This is a genomic window from Aliamphritea hakodatensis (assembly GCF_024347195.1).
Taxonomy (GTDB): domain Bacteria; phylum Pseudomonadota; class Gammaproteobacteria; order Pseudomonadales; family Balneatricaceae; genus Amphritea; species Amphritea hakodatensis.
In genome coordinates, this window is the sequence record NZ_AP025281.1 from 2,918,417 (window position 1) to 2,936,805 (window position 18,389).

The 18,389-nt window shown below is 49.2% G+C and carries 13 protein-coding genes; 1 reads left to right on the top strand and 12 read right to left on the bottom strand.

What is annotated here, in order from left to right:
• Positions 1-7: 7 nt before the first annotated feature.
• Positions 8-691, top strand: a complete 684-nt coding sequence (locus PCI15_RS13475) for an RloB family protein (RefSeq protein ID WP_271270476.1) — start codon at positions 8-10, stop codon at positions 689-691.
• A gap of 74 nt (positions 692-765) precedes the next feature.
• On the opposite strand, the gene PCI15_RS13480 is transcribed toward PCI15_RS13475, so the two are convergent.
• The 12 genes from PCI15_RS13480 to PCI15_RS13535 all read right to left on the bottom strand — a co-directional run bounded on the left by PCI15_RS13480 (position 766) and on the right by PCI15_RS13535 (position 18,383).
• Entirely contained in the window at positions 766-1,440 is a 675-nt protein-coding gene (locus PCI15_RS13480) for a hypothetical protein (RefSeq protein ID WP_271270477.1), read from the bottom strand.
• A 1-nt stretch (position 1,441) separates the two neighbouring features.
• Positions 1,442-1,663 carry a cupin domain-containing protein gene (locus PCI15_RS13485; protein WP_271270478.1) on the bottom strand — a complete coding sequence of 74 codons (222 nt, stop codon included), beginning with the start codon at positions 1,661-1,663 and terminating at the stop codon, positions 1,442-1,444.
• Positions 1,664-1,753: 90 nt separating this feature from the next.
• Positions 1,754-9,775: an LPD38 domain-containing protein gene (locus PCI15_RS13490; protein WP_271270479.1), complete on the bottom strand. Its 8,022-nt coding sequence runs from the start codon at positions 9,773-9,775 to the stop codon at positions 1,754-1,756.
• Positions 9,776-9,810: 35 nt separating this feature from the next.
• Positions 9,811-10,506 carry a hypothetical protein gene (locus PCI15_RS13495; protein WP_271270480.1) on the bottom strand — a complete coding sequence of 232 codons (696 nt, stop codon included), beginning with the start codon at positions 10,504-10,506 and terminating at the stop codon, positions 9,811-9,813.
• On the bottom strand, positions 10,506-11,015 hold the full coding sequence (locus PCI15_RS13500; RefSeq protein ID WP_271270481.1) for a hypothetical protein: 510 nt from the start codon (positions 11,013-11,015) through the stop codon (positions 10,506-10,508). The genes PCI15_RS13495 and PCI15_RS13500 overlap by 1 nt, the downstream gene beginning before the upstream one ends.
• Positions 11,015-12,016, bottom strand: a complete 1,002-nt coding sequence (locus PCI15_RS13505; protein WP_271270482.1) for a hypothetical protein — start codon at positions 12,014-12,016, stop codon at positions 11,015-11,017. Before PCI15_RS13505 ends, PCI15_RS13500 begins: the two co-directional genes overlap by 1 nt.
• 53 nt (positions 12,017-12,069) lie before the next feature.
• Entirely contained in the window at positions 12,070-12,375 is a 306-nt protein-coding gene (locus PCI15_RS13510; protein ID WP_271270483.1) for a hypothetical protein, read from the bottom strand.
• A 13-nt stretch (positions 12,376-12,388) separates the two neighbouring features.
• Positions 12,389-13,075, bottom strand: a complete 687-nt coding sequence (locus tag PCI15_RS13515; protein WP_271270484.1) for a hypothetical protein — start codon at positions 13,073-13,075, stop codon at positions 12,389-12,391.
• Between the two features lies 1 nt (position 13,076).
• Positions 13,077-13,439, bottom strand: coding sequence for a DUF4376 domain-containing protein (locus PCI15_RS13520; protein ID WP_271270485.1), 363 nt, complete (start codon positions 13,437-13,439; stop codon positions 13,077-13,079).
• The gene (locus tag PCI15_RS13525; protein ID WP_271270486.1) at positions 13,436-16,012 is read right to left on the bottom strand and encodes a hypothetical protein; all 2,577 of its coding nucleotides are present in this window, start codon (positions 16,010-16,012) and stop codon (positions 13,436-13,438) included. Before PCI15_RS13525 ends, PCI15_RS13520 begins: the two co-directional genes overlap by 4 nt.
• Positions 16,009-17,754, bottom strand: coding sequence for a hypothetical protein (locus tag PCI15_RS13530; RefSeq protein WP_271270487.1), 1,746 nt, complete (start codon positions 17,752-17,754; stop codon positions 16,009-16,011). The genes PCI15_RS13525 and PCI15_RS13530 overlap by 4 nt, the downstream gene beginning before the upstream one ends.
• Complete coding sequence (locus PCI15_RS13535; protein ID WP_271270488.1) at positions 17,754-18,383, bottom strand: phage adaptor protein; 630 nt, start codon at positions 18,381-18,383, stop codon at positions 17,754-17,756. Before PCI15_RS13535 ends, PCI15_RS13530 begins: the two co-directional genes overlap by 1 nt.
• Between the last annotated feature and the right edge of the window lie 6 nt (positions 18,384-18,389).

Below are 18,389 nucleotides of genomic sequence, written 5' to 3' on the forward strand. Positions count from 1 at the left end.
ATTGAAAATGGGAAAGGATAATCAGCCTAAAATACGCCAAGCAAAGAAATTTCAAAGAAAACAAGGCAGTAGATTAACTGCAGATAGAGTTTTAATCGTAACGGAAGGAAAAGAGACTGAGCCAAACTACTTCTTAGAAATCAGGCGTGACCTGCGGCTTCAAACGACTAGTGTTTCAATTTTAAAAGGTAAATATGGTACATGTCCCAAGCAAGTTGTAGAGTATGCTTATGATCTTTTCCTAAAAGGTGACTCTGATACAGACATTCAGCCAAAAGCATTTGAAAAGATTTATGCGGTTATAGATAGAGATGATCACGCACACTACCATACTGCCTTGCAACTCGCAGAAAATATAAATAATAAAAAACTGTTAAATGACAAGAAAGTACCTATTGAGTTTTCAGTAATTCCTTCTATTCCTAATTTTGAAATATGGCTGCTCTTACACTTTGAAAATAGACAAACGATGATGCCAAAAGAAGATGTCTATGCTGCATTATCCCATCATATTGACAATTACGAAAAAGGTAACCAAAACCACTATTCCATCACTAAACGATGGTTAGACATAGCTATTGAACGAGCTGAGTCACTAGCTAAAGAAAATACATTCTGGACAGGATGTGATCTCTATACGGACATACACTTAATAGTAAAACTTCTCTTGAGCTTTAAAAATAAAAATTAACGTAAAATATACAAAATCATTTATAACCTATTTTTTAAACAAAGAACATCTAGAAATAAAATCAACATTATAAATCAACTTCTTATTCTCATATAAAAACTAACATCTTTATTCCTAGGAATACAAAACACCCATTTTTCAAATTCATTATTCATAATGCTTTTAACTCTTATTCTCATGTCAAGAAATTCAATTTTTTCTGCAACGTCTTGCGCAGACTCAAGTAAAGGCTTCTCAGCATTAGAGCCTAAAGCATAGCCAGGACTACAAAAAAGGATTTCTAAATCCTTATGATGGTGTATACCATTTTTCTCGAGATATTCAATCACCTTGAAAGGCTCTTCTGTTTTAAGTACTTCCTCTGAATCGACAGTCTTAACTATATATAAAACACTGTTAATAATGGCGATCCCATTCCCAGAATTTTTTAGCTTTGTTTGAAATACTTTATCAGACAGTCCACTTTCTGATTTGACATTTGACCTATATTCATAATTAATTAAAGGTTTTGAACTCAAACAAAAGTTTCTTACCGCAAAGACAGTGCCTAATAAGAGAACATATACTGTTATTGTTTTATCTAAAGAAAATGGAAGCACAAAACTGTTACAAAAAAAACCGTACTCATAACCTATTTGATATATCAAAGAAATAGTAAAAATGAGAATCAAGGCCAACATTATATTTGGCTTTAAAATACTTCTAATTAATTCTTTCTGAGGGCCAGAATGTCCAAATTTTTCTTTCATATCATGAATTTTTATGGCCACAACTAACTAACAGCATCTCTTGGCTAATATTTTCAAACGAATGAGGTGTATCTGCTGGAACGCTGATAAGCTCACCCATGTTCATCACGAACGTCTGAGTACCTACCTTCACACGGGCAACTCCTTGTAATATCTCACTTGTACTTTCGTGATCATGTGTATGTTGAAAATAATCACCAACAGGTATAGAAATCGTTACCATAACAACTAGCTCCTTAATAGATATAGGCTTCCGCACTATTCGGCTTAATAATTAGCAGATACATAATGTAATTTCAAGCCGCATTACCTGCTATCTCTTCTCAACCTTTTTAATCATCGCCACCTGAATAATATTTCTCTGCTTCAGAATGATATCCAGTCGCTGACGCTTTTCCGTTGCAGAAAGCTTGTTGTTTCGCTGAATTAGCTTAGACCGGGTATTCAGTTTGCTCAGCGTCTTGTTCGCTTTGTTAAGCACTGCCCGCAACCGTAACTTATTGCCATTTTCAGCAGCCAGTTCAGCTGCTGCAGCTTCCTCCCCCATCTTCCTCAGATGCTTGATATCAGCATATACCCGGTTCGTCTCCCGCAGCGCATCGTAAAACTCTGTGCCATAGCGGGTGTAACTGGGGTTGCTGGTATCACGGAAGAACCGACGAATCGGCTGGTGCTCGGTCCAGTCTTTGGCCGGATCTTCGTGGCCCCGGGCTTGCTTGCTGATAATATCAACCGTAGTGGCACCCATGGTGCCGACCCAGCCAAGATACTGCTGTATCAGATAATCAGCCTGCACCGGGCTAATCACCAGGTTTTCACTGACCTTTCCGACCGTGCTATCCAGCGCCCGGGAAATGTATTTGGCACCATCCGTGGTATTGGTCCGGTACCGGTTAACCTTACTCAGCCGGTCCATACCCATTGTTTCAATGTCCCGGCCGGTGAAGCTGCTCTTATTGGCATACACATCCAGCACCGGCTTAAACATCTGCGGCACCGGGTTGAATGCAAAGGTATCGGTTACCACATGCCCCATCCGTTCCAGGAACAGCTTGCCATCTTTGGTATCGTCAACCATCTGTTCAAGCCCCCGCTCCGCAACCGTGGCAATCGCGCCGATCTCGAAAGGCTTAGGGATGAAATAGGCTGAATCACCGACACGAACAAACCAGTACATATCACGCTGCCAGTCTTCCAGCTTCTGGAATTCTTCATCGTCCTTGTTGTGAAGGTACAGCGCAATACTGGCCGCCGTCAGTGCCCCGGTAACAATAGCAAAGCGCTGGGCTGCCTGCTTATCGGTCATACTGGCCGCTTCCCCGCCGAGCATTTGCTTAATCACATTCACAGTGGGTTTTACGCCACCGCGGTACATGCGATCCAGACCGATCAGTCGGGCATTCAGGAACGGCACGGTATCCACCAGAAAGCGGACTGCCGGCCAAGCGCCGTGACTACTGAAGTCCATCAAATCCCGAGCCTGAAACGCGGCATACAGCTCCCCTTTTTCAAGGTTCTGCTTATACATCGATGTCCGGTTAGCGTTTTCCGCTGCGTCACCAAAGCCAGAATAGAAGTCCCATGCCTGACGGATCATGCCGGGCACGTCCTTCGGGTCGCGCAAAACCTTCGCGCCCTTTATTGTCCGCTCAAGCTCAGCATGCAGCGCGTCCGCATCACCGGAGCCGTACACATGCCCGAAGCTAAAAGAAGCGCCCGTAGCCATCATCTGGCCTTTCAGCTTACCTTTGTGCACCGGTGAACCGTAATCCTTCAGGCCGCCGGCAAAGTTCTTGAAGCCGTTATAGCTTAAGTTGCCAATGGCCATGGCATGCAACGTATCCCGGATACCGTTGGCAACCATGAACTGAGGTGACGATGTGATAAAACTGGTGAAGACCCGCTTAAATGAACGCATCAGCTTCCGGGAAAATGTACTGGTGGCCGGGTCGTTCAGCGATGTAAGCGACTCAAACACCAATGGATCACTGATGTTATACCAGCGCTTTTCACCGCCCTCTAATACAAAGGTCGATGCCTTCTTATCCCGGGCAGACTCGCTGGTCTGTTCAGCAATACCGACTTTCATCGCATTATCGATTGCCTGACTGGCCGCATTGTTTTTCAACGATGAAGACAGCAGATGCTGAAAGTTAAGCAGCGTATTTTCCAGCAGGTCATTCAGTTCCTGACTACCGCCCTTCAGCTTTTTGTAAGCCTGCTGACGTGACAGGCCACCTGACATCCGGGGGCCGTTAACATCCTGCTCTTCCATTACCCGGTAGAATGGCACGTAGAATTCGTCCTTCCACATGTCATAGTTACTCTCAGAGATAATGCCAGCTTCCTGAGCAATCTTTAACACGTCATCCCGGTACTGCTGAAACTCTGCAAAGACCTCTTCATACAAGGCTTCTCGCTGCTTGCCTTCAGCGGTTTCACCTTTATTCAGGTCGATGCTGGCGGCAATCTCCTCTTCCGTAAACAGGTTCTCCCGGCCTTCAGCAGACAGCTTTGCTGAACGGTTGGCAGCAATCCAGCCCATGAACCGCTCCACTTCTGAGCCAGATCCCAGCTTTGACAGAACGCCCATTAAGCCACCGGATTCATCCTGATCATTCTGCAGCTGAATCACACCATCAGAAAATCGGATACGACCAAAGCTCATCAGCGCCGATAAAGCACCGTCCGCCGCATGGCTCATCTTGGCCAGCACCCATGAACTCATCCGGGTGTTATTCTCAACAACCTCTTCACCCTGCGCCTGCTTATCCAGCTCGAACAAAGCAGCATACCGATCAATCATGCCCTGGCGAACTTTCAGCCCGCCCCGGTCCAGCGCTTCGGCTATACGGTCTTTGATTCGCTGCGCGGTGGTTTTCGGCGCAATCTTACCCAGGAACGAAGTCTGATCTTCGTTCAGATCAGCAAATTGTTCGGCTGCCCGGGAGCGGCTTTTACGGGAAAACATTGGCTGGCCGTCATCTTCACGGTTATGCTTTTTGACAACATCAGATTTGAAGAGTATCTTTCCTTTCAGGCCCTGACCACGAACACCTCGGTGTTCATGAGCGATTGTTGCTCCACTGTGGCGGCCTTCAATGGAAGCCTTGGCATTAGTCAGGGCTTCTTTGTTTCTAGCGTACAGAACCCGACTGCCCGCTATCTCAGTCGCTAAGCGATTATTCCCATCAATTCCGTTATGATGATTCTTGGGAGTAACTGTTTTGATAATACCGTCCTGCATACCAACCAAGATTGGCTCTCCCGCACTGGTCGTTACCTCTATAACGGCATTAGTATCGCCTTTCTTTCGCGTATAAATAACCGATGGGTCAGCAAGCAATACAGGTAGTTCTTCCAACACCTTGCGCGGTAATTCTTTATGCTTATCAAGAATGGCAGACATGCGCCGCTTGGTCAGAGAAACCGTTTTCAGAATCCCCAGCTCACGCAGAATCAACGGCGCTTTCACCTCAATAACGAAATCAAGATTTTTTGAATGTCTCGCCATTTTCAGCTTTCGCTGCCATTGCTCCAGCACCTTACTGGCATCAACCTCTGACTGACGGGAGAATGCAGCTAGCTCTTCAATTTCAAACTGATCAGCCAAGTTGCTAAGGAACATCAGCTGCTGATCTTCTTCTGAGATGTTCATGAAGTGCGGCTGACCTTTGGCAGAATCGTAATTCTGAGCAGAAGCATTGATACGCTTCAGCAGAAACGCAATATCTTCCTGTGAGACTTCTTCCAGATTCTTCAGACCCAGCTTGCGGATAACATCACGAACTGCACCCACAAACTCCTGAATAGCGCGCTTCACTTTTGCCGGCAGAGTTTCCGTTGCCTGCCTTTCATTCACATGCGCCAGAAACTCATCGATCAAATACGCAGACCGACGGGCCGTAGACATACTCCCGTTCAAAACGGATTCTTCTGCCGTGGTGAAATACGGCTCCATATCCGCATAAACGCCCAGCTCTTCCGCTAACGCTTTCAGCTTCTTGAATCCACCCAGCTTCATCCATAGCTTGTTATATGCGCTGGTGAGGTCTTTGCCGAACAGCTTGCCGCTACCGTAGTGTGCAGCCTCATGAAAGATTACTGATTCCAGATGCGTTACACTTTGCATCTGGTCAGCAACTATATAGATAGAATTATCGTGATAAACCGCACCTATCGCGCCCTCAGCGCCTTCCTGCGCAGCCTGTTTGCGAATCACTTCGGGAAGGCCGGACTCGGAAGCAACAACGCTGATCTTAACGCCCCGCAGACCAAGACGCTTCCGGATGTTAACGACAGCGCTTTCGGCTGCATCCACAGTAAGTCCGGCATGCGCTTCCACGTCACCGGTAGCAGATTCAGAAAGGTCGGCCCCGGAACCGGAGCGGGAGAAGAACGCACCTGAACTGCTATTTACTCTGCCGCCGTCAGCCATATCGCTAACCAGCCTGCCATTAGATTCAGAAATCCAATCCAACACCCGAATATCATCAAGTGAGTTCAGGAAGCGAGCCACGTTTTCTGCAGAGTCTTTATTCTGAGTTTTTATCAATACAGCGGCAGTATTTGTCGCATCTATCGCGCTAAGGATACGGCGCACCTGCCCACCCGATCTAAGCTGTTGCATCTCATAGCTTGAGATAGCTAACGAGCCGATATGTTGATTGGCATTGCTGAGCAAGATAATCGCATCTTCTGATGCGGTCTCTTTGGCAACCTTAAAGGCTGCGTCAGGAGATGTTACATATAGGGCGTCATCAAGATTGCGCTTTCGGATGACTCTCTCTGTTACGCTGACTGATTTGTTTCGATGCGCAGCCTTGATGGCTACAGTGCTGCGAATTTCATCTTTAAAGAAAGTAGCCTTGTTCCCCGGGGCGACGATCACATGCCCTTTGAAGTCTACGCCAGAAGCGTCCAACATTCCCTGCAGCTTATCAGTTATTTGTATATCTGCTTTTGAAGGGTCAAGAGATCCGGATGGGTGGTTATGAGAAAACCAAACGTTAGCCCCGTTCTCGGTAGCGGCAATTGCAGAAATCAACTCCACAGGGTAAACGCTCGAAGCGTTTTTTGTTCCCTTGGTGTGCCGAATTAAGTTTACGACCTTACCGGTCTTATCCGTTACCAGTGCAAGCATGGTTTCCTGGGCATGCTTGCGAAATGGGGCAACTATATGCGCGACTTCTGAGGGTGTGTTAGCAACATCAAACGCAACCGATACAGAGCCTACTGGGACTTGTTTGTACTGGACTCTGAAGTTGTCTTTGATTTGCGCTGACTGCTCTCTACCTGATAATCCGCTGGCGGTGAGTAAGTTCCTTTCGGCCTGTTCGGAGGCTGGGTCTTGCTCTCGCAATTCTTCACTATGTACTGACCCTGATTCTCTGACATTTTCAGATTCCGATTTTATGCTTTCCGTGGATTCGTCAGTATAAGCTTCAGCGCTATTTTCAGCTACACCAGAATCAAACATATCATTCTGGCCACGCCCTGCAGCTACATCAGCAGCGCGGTCAGAACCTGTTAGCGTAAAGTCATTTACTTCAGAGTCCGCGTCAACTTTCGCCTGAGCGGTTTTTTGTTGAGTGGCGGCAGATGCATCAGCGTCGGCAATCGCTTGCTCCTGTGCGCTAATATCCGCCTCAGTATAGGAATTTAGTTCGAAGTCTTCTGATCCCCAGACTTGCTCCGGGTTGGTTGATTCGCCTGCTGGGAATTCTCCCGCTGCTGCTTCAGTTTGTCCGCGCCCTTCAGAACCATTTCCGGCCGGAAGCCCTTGGGTGTGTAATTGGTCGATTTCATTGCGCAGCTCCAGTGCCACATCAAGTTCATTATCATTGGTCTGCAGTATATCGTGGATTCTGCTTTCTGCCACGCCAGCTTGGCGGGCCTCATCCACGGCAACAGACAGAATACTTTCTTCTGAGGTCTGGCCTTCAATAATCGGCTCAGCACCTTCTTCAAACTGCTCGCGCAGCATTGCTTCTTCTTCGGCTTGGCGAACATAACCTTCAGCAGTGTAATGCGCCTTCCCGCCAAGATGATCAAACAGACGTTCCCGGAACTCTTCCTGAGTCTGAATATATTCCATACCCTGCTGGCTTAGCACTTCAAAAAGCTCACCTTCAGACAAGCCGCCATTTTTACGGAACAACGGCTTACCGAATACACCTCCGCGCTTGTCAGCAAAATGCGCGGGATCAACCCCCATATCCTGTGCCGCTTCACGACTCAGTCCGCCAGATAAAGCAATTGCCTGGGCAAACGTGTGACGACTGGTATCAACTTGTGAAGACTTCCCACGGGATTGAGGCTTTATCTTCGCCGATTCAGCAACTTTAATGCTGCCGGACTTTACGGCAGACACGACAGCAACCGCCTGCCGCTGTTCCTCAGTCCGCTTACTGACTGGCGTTCTGACAGCCTGGCGCTGAATAGTCTGCAGTTCTCGGTACTGATCAGGGCTGATTGTGCTTGGTCGTGGTAATGCGGCTTTATCCCCGCCCTGGCGCTGAACAATGTTCTCACCTACGCCGGAGTAAACAGGATCTACCGGCTTAAACTGCCGGTCCGGACGCTGCTGTCCCAGATCAATCTGGCCGGTACCTGGTGGGAGCCGTTTAGCCCGGTTGTCGGGTAATTCATTACTGCGGTCCAGCTCACCTTCAATAACGTTTTGCTGAAAGTTAGCCTGACCTTCCTGACCATAAAACGCATTGAAGTTGTCAGCTTCCCGTTGCTGCCGTACAGCCGTAACTTCAGCAGGCTCTTCCCCATAAATCACCCCGGCATTTTCCAGCCGGTTAACCCCGCGCTGATCGGCCAGTAAAGCCGTCTGATATTCAAGACGCTGCGGATCAGTGATTGTTTCCCCTTCAATAACGCTTTCAGGGGCGGACTGCCTGCCGGGCACCAAATCAGTTGTCCCTTCAACGGTACCCTGATGGGTGAACGGAACAGGAAAACTTGCAGTGGCCTCTTGTTTGATCGGCTCGTTAACCTGTGAGACATCACGAACAATCTGATCAGCTTTCTGTTGAAGCCGGTCAGCTGCCGCAATATCGCCAGCCCGCTGATACTGTAAAGCCCGTTCATACAGGTTCTTAGCATTGGTCAGCCGGGCCTCTTCTTCTGCGACCCCTTCACGGCGAGCGATAATGATTAACCCATCGAGCCCCGACATATCCCGGCTACTTGCCTTCGCCTGAGCCTTGGTTTCAGAGACAGCAGCGGCAACCGTTTCAGCCTGCGCCTTACCGCCGGCAACAGCCTGATCCAGTGAGTCGCCGCCTTCAGCGGCAGCTTTTTCAACCGCCTCATTGATACGCTCCTGGGAATGTTCAATCGGAGTCGGTGCCAGCGCACCGGTGGCAGCACCCAGCGTACCACCCGCGCCAGCGCCCAGCGTTGCACCGAATGCCGCATCACGAACAACCCGGTTATAATCAACATCAAAACCGATCGCTTCAGATTTGGCTGATTCCACTGCATACGACTCGGCACCGGACTCAACAAACTCTTGACCGCCTTCAGCTGCAGCACCGGTACCGGCCCCCTTTAAAGCACCCTGGCCACCACGGAACATTTTGGAAAGCGCCGGGCCAAGCACTGCACCCGACAAGCCGCCTATCCATGCGCCTTCAGTCGCCGCATCCCGGGCCAAATCGTCAGCCATCTGAGCCCGCGCCAGTGCTTTGGCTTCGTCTCCCTGAGCGAATTTTTCTGATCTGGCCAGGTAGTTTGCAAACAACTCGCCGCCTTCCAAATCTTCATAAGAAAGCGCATTAATCTGGTCTTTAACAGAGTGATAATTACCGCCGGCAATCACTGCCGCGTTAACTGCAGCAGGTGCAGCAAATGTAGAGGTGCCACCGGTAAGGGGAGAAGTAAGGGCTGCGCCTGTCTGAGCAACTGCGTATGGCACCATTGAGCCGCCCGACTTGGCCAGCGCACCGGTAACACCCGCTACGGTATTCTCGCTCTCTTCCTGGAAGCCGGCCTTCTCAATGTCATGCCGCAACAGCGGATCAACATTCTGATAAGTTTCCTTTCCGCTTTGAATTAGATCATCATCAACCTGCCAATCAGAACCCGTTGCAAGTTCTAAAGCGGTCAGTGCCTGGCCGGTCGTTTCTTTAGCCCCGGCCCAGAACAGCCGGCCAGCATCAGCGATAAAGTTATTATCCTGCGTGGCCAGTGACAAAGACTCTTCTGGTGATTTTCCGGCGAACATTTCCGGATCGATATCAGGCAAATGCTGGGCAATTTCTGCATCTGAGAAATTTTCTAAGCCGGGGTTCGATTCCCGTAGCTCTTTCATGTAGCTCATGAACGCGTGTCCTCTCGACAGGCTGAATATGTATCTTACTTCTGATCAATTAACGCTTGTGCTTTCGCTCGATACAACGGCGGCAGATTAGGCAACGCGGCTTCAACATCGTTGATATCAGGCGTTTCGCCTTTGCTGAAGGCATCAATCACAAACGCCACAGACTCCATCGGGGTTCTGCGGTTAGGCTGAGTATAATCCGGAACCGGTGCGCCAACCGCATACTTTCCTTCTACCGTAGTATCGCGCTGTCGCTGCTCGTTTTCCAGATCATTTAACGATTTGGCTTTGTCGCCAACCTTACGCCCGCCGGGCAAATTAGTTGCAAAATCCAGAACACTGCCTGCCCCGCCGTTGCCGCCTGATGAATCAAACATATCCCGCTCACCGGTGGTTTTATTAAATCGGCCGACAACCTGCTCATTGCCTTCAAGATCTTTGGTTTTAATCAGCTGCCACTGATTAGCAACAGGCTTTTGACTAGCCTTAATGCGGGCCAATTGCAGGCTCCGCTTATACGCTAAATCCGCCTGGGCCTGTTGCCGGTCATACTGAATATCGTCCCGCTCAAGCTGACGCTGGTGCTGAATGTTATTCTGTTCAGTCTGGTATTGCCGATCCAACTCTTTTGCTTCAGCAGCGCGACCATCATCTGCGATTTGACGGGCACTGGCTGCACCAGCTTTTGCACCGCCACCCACCACACTTGCCAACAAACCTAATCCAGACATTACTGGCCTCCTTTCATTTGCTGCACTTCCTGAAGTGTCTGACCAATCTCCTGCCGCTCCTGCGCCGTCAGAATATCTTCTGGCAATTCTCGGCCGGTAATCGTAATCGCGGCAAAGAAAATATTATCCAGCATGCCATCTTCTGTATTTGGCAACTGATCATGCTGCTCTGCCATATCCAGAACCACCGCAGATAATTCCATACCCGCCTGCAGCATCATCTTCGCCGGTATAGCACTGCCAGACGTCCGCACAGAGATAATCAGCCGCATTAATACCTTTGCAATAACATTGCCCGCATTCTGAACAAAGTCGGCACCGGACAGCTGAAGCCCTTCCAGTACCATGTCAGTACCGACATCAGAGTAAATAAACTCAAGGGCCGTATTGACCAGCCGTTCATACATTGCCTGATCATCCGGCTGCCTGCCCTGTGACTCCTGTACTGGCGGCTGGCCACCACTTACACCTGGCTGCGGTTGCCGGGCCTGGTTTAGTAATCCTTCCATTAGCTCCACGCCTCATTTGCAGATTGAATTGAATATTTAAAGTCGTTCAGATGGCTGTCATAACTGCCAAAGTTTGAATCAAAGCCGGTAGCTGCTGTATTGGCCTCCACCTGATTTGTCACACTTCCAAGCTGACTAGTTTTTGCCGACTGCAGCAAGCCGTTACGGGTTCCTGCAATATGCTGCTGGGTTGTCTCTATACCATTGTCTGGAGAATATATTTCTTGTTGAATGGCATCTGTTACCGGTTTAGTAACGACACTTGCCAACAGTCCGGTACCTAACTGTATGGCCGGATTTGTTTTAGAGGCTAACGATCCTGCTATCTGCCCAACTCCGCCGTTTATAAAATCTGGAACCGTATTACTCAGGGCAGCTTTGCCGAAATCCTTAGCATGATCAGTAAACGACAGCTCTTTTCGGCCCATTGCCTCTTGGTAATCGCTGGCTTGGCTTGCATCAATAGCAGAATGCGCCAGCAAACCAGCACCAGGAGCAACGGTATAATTAGCTGCCGTTGCAATCGCTCCAGCAAGACCATTACCGACTACATTGCCGTAGGCTGCTCTTCCAGCATCCTGTGCATCTTCGCTGCGTGTGACGGTTGTATTTTCCCTGTCGGTGAATCCCTGACGATCAGAAGCACTGCTTGGCGCCACATTATCAACTTGCCTTTCAGCATATGTCGCTGCGTTTAAACCCCTTGGATCCAGATCACGCTGTTGAGAAACCAGATCACTGTTCGTCTGAGACACCTCATGATCTACTTGTCGATTCAGCTCCTCAGCGGTAAACCGTCCCGGAGCACCGGCATACTGATTTCGCCGCTCTGTTGTCGTTTTTTTTGCACTTGAACGGCCTTCTCTCTCAGCCTCCTGCCGCTCCCTTTCCTGATCCAGCTGTTGGTTTATTTGATCTTTTGTATATCTTCCCGGCGCATGACGTGATTCATTACCACCACCGGTATGCCCTCTTGCTTGTCCCTCACGCTCAGCGCCCATAGAGTGACCACTTCGGCCACCCCGGGCATTGGCTCCCGCTCTACCCGCCATAATTAAACCACCCCGCCCTTCGCACTATTCAGCAAACCGGTACCGCCCACCAAAGACTTGGCATGGTTACCGTACCCACTGGCATCAATTCCAGAAGAGGCCCGGGCATTATCAAGCTGATCGCTCTTTCGGCGGTCATACATTTTTTTATCGTGGCGCTCGCGGTCTTTCTGGATCTTTGTTTCGGTGTAGTACTGCGCCCCACCGGCCAAGGCACCGCCGATCATTGACGCCGCTGTCGGGTTTTTCTCCATCCACTTTGCACTGCTTTCCAGAAAACTAACCACAGGGGTATACCATGAAGACATATGTGTTTACTCCTTATGCTTTGCCAGGGGCTGACGGTGAAGATGAAGCTTTAAACCAGTTGAAATCCCAGGTCGGCATATTGCTGTACAGCTGGCGAGTCCAAGCCAAATCGGCATCACGGCGTTTTACGGTATTCTCAATCATCTTGTTTTTCTCTGACTGGGGAATACCTTGCGCTGTTTCGATCTCATTGATCGATACCATGGTGTTATTGGTAATCTTGTCCAGAGCTTCTAAATATTTACCCTGGGTATTGGCTGAGGCTTCATAGCCCATTTGCCGGATAGACTGATCAGTGTTGAATGATGCTAAATCCTTCTGCAGGCCGGTGCTGTGGGTCTGTTTATCCTTATCCAGCTCATTGCCATAGCTCATCACACCTTTTTGTAATGAGTTGCTGAGATTCATGTTTGATTGCTGAAGCTCATTATCCAGGAGCATCGTTTCTTTACGCTGCGCATGATCGTAAGCCTTCATGGCTACCTGATTTTTAGCCGCTGCATCGGCTTGGGCTATCGGCATGGCAGCGCTTATACGGGAATTTTCAACGGCACCTACCCCCATAGAGGAATTCAGCAAGCCACGGCTATTACCCTGCTGCTTGCCGCGGGTCTCAGCCTGCTTCATGTAGGGGCTATCGGAACTCAGCAAAGAGGTCATTTCCTTGCTGACAGTGGATACCTTGGGAGATAAGGCCATTTTATTTACCATCCTTCATTTCATTAAGAAGCTGCAACGCTTCGTTGATATCAGCGCACTGACCCAGTTGCTCTTTCATCATCCATGACCAGGCGTAAGCATCAGAAACATGAGCAAGAATTGCCTGCGACAGCTGAATAAATTCATCCTGGGAAAGCTCCACTTTCACATTCTCTCCGGTCATCCATTCAATACCCGGCTTATCAGGATCGACTACCAGACCCAGGACGGCACCGACGATCAATAACAGCGACATAGGATCTGCCTGCCAGTGGTACCCCTTAAACTCGACCAAATTGCTTTCTAAACGCTTTTGCCGCGCCTTGTTCACCTCTCGGGAAAACAGCTGGTTTGCCTGATTCATAAGCATGCCACCAATACTTTTACGTCTTCGGTTCCCGCAGACTCTTTCTGAACGATCACTTTATTGTCACGCTCGATGTTTATGCGGTAATTCTGAGTTCGGATAATCCACTCTTCATGAGATGTGTAAGCAATGCTCAGTGTCCCCATGCTCGAAACGCCGGTGGGAACCAAGATTGCCAAATACAGCATTCCTGACAGGGACGGAGTAAAGCCGGCAGACGACCAATCAATGGCCGCTAAGTCGTCTTTATTCATCTGGTTTAATGAGGAGACTAACGCGGCCTGCAGTGCCGCCTGCTTGCCAGACACTGGCTGCCACACATCTGAATTGTTCAGGTAGTACCAGTTACCATCGGTGCCGGAATGCTTTGCCGCCTCTGATGAAGCGATAACGCGATTGACACCGTTTTTATGAATCAGCCAATTGGCATCATCAAAGCTGAAGGTAAAGAAATAACCGGCGGCGTCAGCGGCTGTTACCGACTGGATCGATGCCCACAGACTGGTATCAATAGATTCCAGTTCTGCCTGCTGACCTTCCGGCATGTAGTTTCTGAAAGTTTCATTCTCCAGGTGCAATGGCTGAAGATTCCATTCAGATAAATCAGACAGGTCTGTGAAGTCGGTATAGGCCGCTTTGGCGTGGGCAATACTAGTGTCGGTATCTATCTCGGTGATCCGGACAATACCGCCGTTACCGGTGATAAATTTACCTACATCACCTGCCTGCCAAGTGCCTGCAGATTTAACCAGGCTAAAACCTTGATCGTCGGTAACCGAAGCGTTGCTTATATTCGTTGGTAATGTGAGGTCAAAAACAGCTGCATCAAAAGACCTAAGGCGGTCAGTTGATGGCAATGCAACATAACGATTCCCAGCAACATGCAGAAGGCGGCCAATTCCGCCATTGCTAAAGAAAGACGCATTCGCTATCGACCACAGAATGCCGTCATCAACACGAAGATTTTTAGCCTGGTAATCCCCTTGCCGCCAAAACGAAATAGAATTGTAAGAGCTGTAAGCAGCCACTCGTAATCCCGCCGGTGAATTTTGGCAAAGATTACGTATACGGCTAGGGCTGTAAGAAAGCCCTCCCTCTTGGGTTACAACTAGGCTTGAAGGATTGCTGCAGTCAACCGTATACCCATTGGCGTTATAAGTTGTACCGGTATACACATACAGCTGGTCACCCTCAAAAATGGTAGCCGAATTAATGCTATTGCTGCTTTTCCAAACTTCCGTAACAGAATAGCTTGCAGGTGTTGCGAGCGGGATAGCAACAATCACTAACTTATATTTGTAACTACTTAATACAGAGCCGTCATAGTGCTTTCCAGCCATCAATAGCGATCCATTCACAATTGCTGGCGTGTAGGCAGCTGTGACATTTAACAGATTGGCATCTGAATCCGTTAATAATGTTTCAGTTAAGACACCGGTAGGTAAATCCAAAGCATTAAAAAAAACCTTGCCGGTAGAGCTTTCAAGCGAAAGCCAATAAATAACACTGCCTGATTTCGCATAAGTCTTTGTGTAAAGACCGATTTGCGCTTCCATACTGGAAATCAGTGTTCTATTCACAACCTCCCTTTCACTGTTCAGCTCAAAGGAAATGACATCATGGAAGTACCGGTTCGTACTGCCGCCGGCCACATTGGTACGCAGAACCAAATAATATTTGCCACCATGATGAATCAGCACATTGCTATGAGCCCCGAGCCTGTCAGAGTTGAACACTTCCAACAGCCCCAGCAACTCACGCTGTAAGCCTGAAGGGTAAGAAGTACCGTAATCATCTCCTTGCTTCTCAACGTTAGTTCCGGCACCATGCATCCAATACATGCAGATCTGCGGCTCAAATGAAGAGTCGCCAGAGTCATTAAGCTCTACACCAAGGAACCCTACTCGGTCGCTTTCAACAACTATCGCCGACTCATCCATACAGGTAGTACGGCTTATATAATTTGCTGTCTCGATCATATACCGGTTAGCCAGCGTTCCTACCTGCCCCCCGTTATCTGTAACGGAAACAGGGCTTGCGCCTGCTTCTGACTGCCAGACTGCATCGCTGCCGTCCTGCACCAGAACATCACTGCTGAGGTTTGTACCCAGTGTTTTTTCCGATACCTGTACTATCCGGTTATCGGCAGCATCAGACAGGTCATCGTGGATGATTTCAAGCTCATCACCCTGCCCCATAGCAAGGCTACGAGCGGTATGCACCTTATGGCTGCTACCGCCGGTCAGAACGCCATTGCGATTAATCAGTGACTCACCTTCGCCCAGGGAGCCAATTGCCAGTGCGGTAACTGGAAGAGCTGCCGGATTACCGCCGGCAGCTGCTGCAGCGTTCGCGTATTGCTTGGCTTGGCCAAAGGTGGCCGCCTGATCATCGTCAATGGCTTCTGGTACTGCAATAGGTTCCGAGAAGCCGGGCCGCTCATCAGTACGAGGATTCGGCAACTTATCGAATCCTGCTTCAATGCCCTTCAAATCTTTATTGATATTTTCTGCGCGAGCGCGTGTACCCGGAATCCGTTCTGACTCCTGGCTAAAATAATCATTACTCATCGCTGTAACCTACGGGGATCGAACTGCGTTTGAATTGAATTGATGATATGCGGAGGAGCCGTCTTAGAATTGGAGTAGATGATCAGCCCCATATTTACACCGGTGCCATCAACATTCGCGATTGCTTCGGTAGCAACTGCCTGCGACCAGACGAATTCGTTCCAGTCGTCAATGTTCCAAGAACCGCCGCCGGCCAGAATATCTACATCCAGAGGCTCATCTACATTACTGTTACCGTAATCAAAATCAGCCCGGGTCAACAACGAAACAGGTTCTGGACACTCCGCCTCTATGCTTACCCGGCGGAAGCGCTTTCTCATCCGAGAATTACCGTAATGGTGGTATGGCAGCTTGATGTGGGCCTGTATCTCCCGGCCATCAAGGCTGGTTCCTTTATCGAGCTGATAAATAAACCCGTCCTCAGATCCGGCAAGCAGCACCTCTTCACCACCAGAAGCCTCACCTGAACAGAAGCAGGTCAGACTGACACCGTAATCCACCTCGGTAAAACCAAGTACGTTTTGACCATCAAGAGTGCAAAACACACCGGTCCCATCACTGAAATACAGCCGGTACTGGCTCTTCTTTCTAACGACAATACTGCCGGCTGTGATTCCCTTCCGTTTCTGGATAAGAGGTGCTATCAGCCGGTCAAAGCCATTAGTGCTGAAGTTTCCATAATGCTGAACAGCGGCCAGCTGGGTCAGACCTCTGTCATCCAGATATCTGAGTCTACCGATTGACTGAAGAGTGCCCGCCAGCGCGCCAGCTGAGGTACTAACTTCTGAAAGTTGCCAATCAGCAGCTGACGAGCCGTACAGAATAAAAGTTTTGTTCCTGGTAAGAATGGCTAACGAACCAGCTTCAACGACCATGCCGGACACGCTGTCGCCGGTGGCAATCTCACCAGCTCCCAGCACCGGCGACCATTCCGCCAAAGGATCGCCTATCGGTGAGTGCTGGACCGAACCATTAAAACTCAGGAACAGGTGCTGCTTATGTGCAGCAATGTGGGACGGCTTATCGTCCGTCATGCCCGTGCTGATATCTGTCCAGGTAGTTCCGTCGAACTGGAATGCCTTGTGAACCCCGCTGACCCCGTACATAAACAGGGTTTCAGTTGAGCCGGTAAAGTTGGCATTCACGAACGAATACTTACCACCTGGCGTAAGGCCAGTTTTTCGAGCAACCCAGCCGACCGGGGATGATTCCCACATTGTAGCGCTGGCGCCATCTTCAATATTTCGAAAGGCAAAATAGCGGCCGTTATAAATCCATACACCCAGTACTGAGCCTGATCCCGGAACAGCACCAATAAGCGTCCGAAGGTAATCAGCCTTCGCCAACTTGTAGGCATGGTAGTTTGCATCCACTTCGGCATCGTTCCGTAGCACAGACTGAACAGTCTGCCCCTGAACGGTATCCCCTTCAAAGCTGCCGGTCATATTCGCTACAGCTACTTCGAAAGGATTAATACCTATCACGACACCGGTGGCACCGCTGTTCCCGGTGATCAATGATCCCAACGTAAAGCCGCTGCTATCGACAACCTTTAGTACATGGAAGTCGCCATCAGTTGGCGATGTTTTGCCATCCAGCCGCTCAAAACCATCAATGCTTTTCAGGCCATGCTGCAGCGGCACCTCATAATTCAGGCAACCTATTGGTGCACCGGGGTTACGCTGCAGAGAGCCGGTTACCAGATCCAGACCACCCTGAATGGGAATATGCTTCATAGACATTATGCAATGGGCCCCGCAAATGACATTGGCGGTAACTGGTCATCAGCCAGCGCTGTCATGATGTCTGACAACCGTTTCTGAGCTCTGGCGTAAACCTCGCCGGCATTTTCAAAACCGGCATAGTCAATCATTGCCCGGTACACAATTGCCATGTGAAATTCTTCGGGTATGGAAGGAATATCATCATCATCGACCAGTAACTGCGGCCGCTTATTTACCTCAAAAGTTAAGGTGTAAGCCGCGTCTGGTGTACCACTGATAATGATCTGGCCATCCGGTTGTTCGGCTATAACACGTGGAATAGACGGGGTGTCAGCGTCATAACGGGTCCGAAAGGCTTCATAATCAACCATGCTGGCAATATGACCATTGATTTTGACGCTATCCGGAACGATGGACTTAACCCCATCAGGCTTTGCATACAGCCGGGTACCAGCCACAAGCGAGACGCTTTCCTTACCCCACATAAAACGCCATTCCTGACGCTCTTGCTGTATCTCAAGCCATGCCTGGCTGATCCAGTCAACATAGTTTTGGCTTTCGCCCCGCTGCCCAGCAACGCTGGTAGGCCCGCTTCCTGATCCGCCGCATTCCTGACGCAATCTTTGACACAGCTTGAGATAGTTCATCTGACC

Coding starts and splice junctions, on each gene's coding strand:
- PCI15_RS13475 (WP_271270476.1), top strand. CDS start 8: ATGGGAAAGGATAATCAGCCTAAAATACGCCAAGCAAAGAAATTTCAA.
- PCI15_RS13480 (WP_271270477.1), bottom strand. CDS start 1,440: ATGAAAGAAAAATTTGGACATTCTGGCCCTCAGAAAGAATTAATTAGA.
- PCI15_RS13485 (WP_271270478.1), bottom strand. CDS start 1,663: ATGGTAACGATTTCTATACCTGTTGGTGATTATTTTCAACATACACAT.
- PCI15_RS13490 (WP_271270479.1), bottom strand. CDS start 9,775: ATGAGCTACATGAAAGAGCTACGGGAATCGAACCCCGGCTTAGAAAAT.
- PCI15_RS13495 (WP_271270480.1), bottom strand. CDS start 10,506: ATGTCTGGATTAGGTTTGTTGGCAAGTGTGGTGGGTGGCGGTGCAAAA.
- PCI15_RS13500 (WP_271270481.1), bottom strand. CDS start 11,015: ATGGAAGGATTACTAAACCAGGCCCGGCAACCGCAGCCAGGTGTAAGT.
- PCI15_RS13505 (WP_271270482.1), bottom strand. CDS start 12,016: ATGGGCGCTGAGCGTGAGGGACAAGCAAGAGGGCATACCGGTGGTGGT.
- PCI15_RS13510 (WP_271270483.1), bottom strand. CDS start 12,375: ATGTCTTCATGGTATACCCCTGTGGTTAGTTTTCTGGAAAGCAGTGCA.
- PCI15_RS13515 (WP_271270484.1), bottom strand. CDS start 13,075: ATGGCCTTATCTCCCAAGGTATCCACTGTCAGCAAGGAAATGACCTCT.
- PCI15_RS13520 (WP_271270485.1), bottom strand. CDS start 13,439: ATGAATCAGGCAAACCAGCTGTTTTCCCGAGAGGTGAACAAGGCGCGG.
- PCI15_RS13525 (WP_271270486.1), bottom strand. CDS start 16,012: ATGAGTAATGATTATTTTAGCCAGGAGTCAGAACGGATTCCGGGTACA.
- PCI15_RS13530 (WP_271270487.1), bottom strand. CDS start 17,754: ATGTCTATGAAGCATATTCCCATTCAGGGTGGTCTGGATCTGGTAACC.
- PCI15_RS13535 (WP_271270488.1), bottom strand. CDS start 18,383: ATGAACTATCTCAAGCTGTGTCAAAGATTGCGTCAGGAATGCGGCGGA.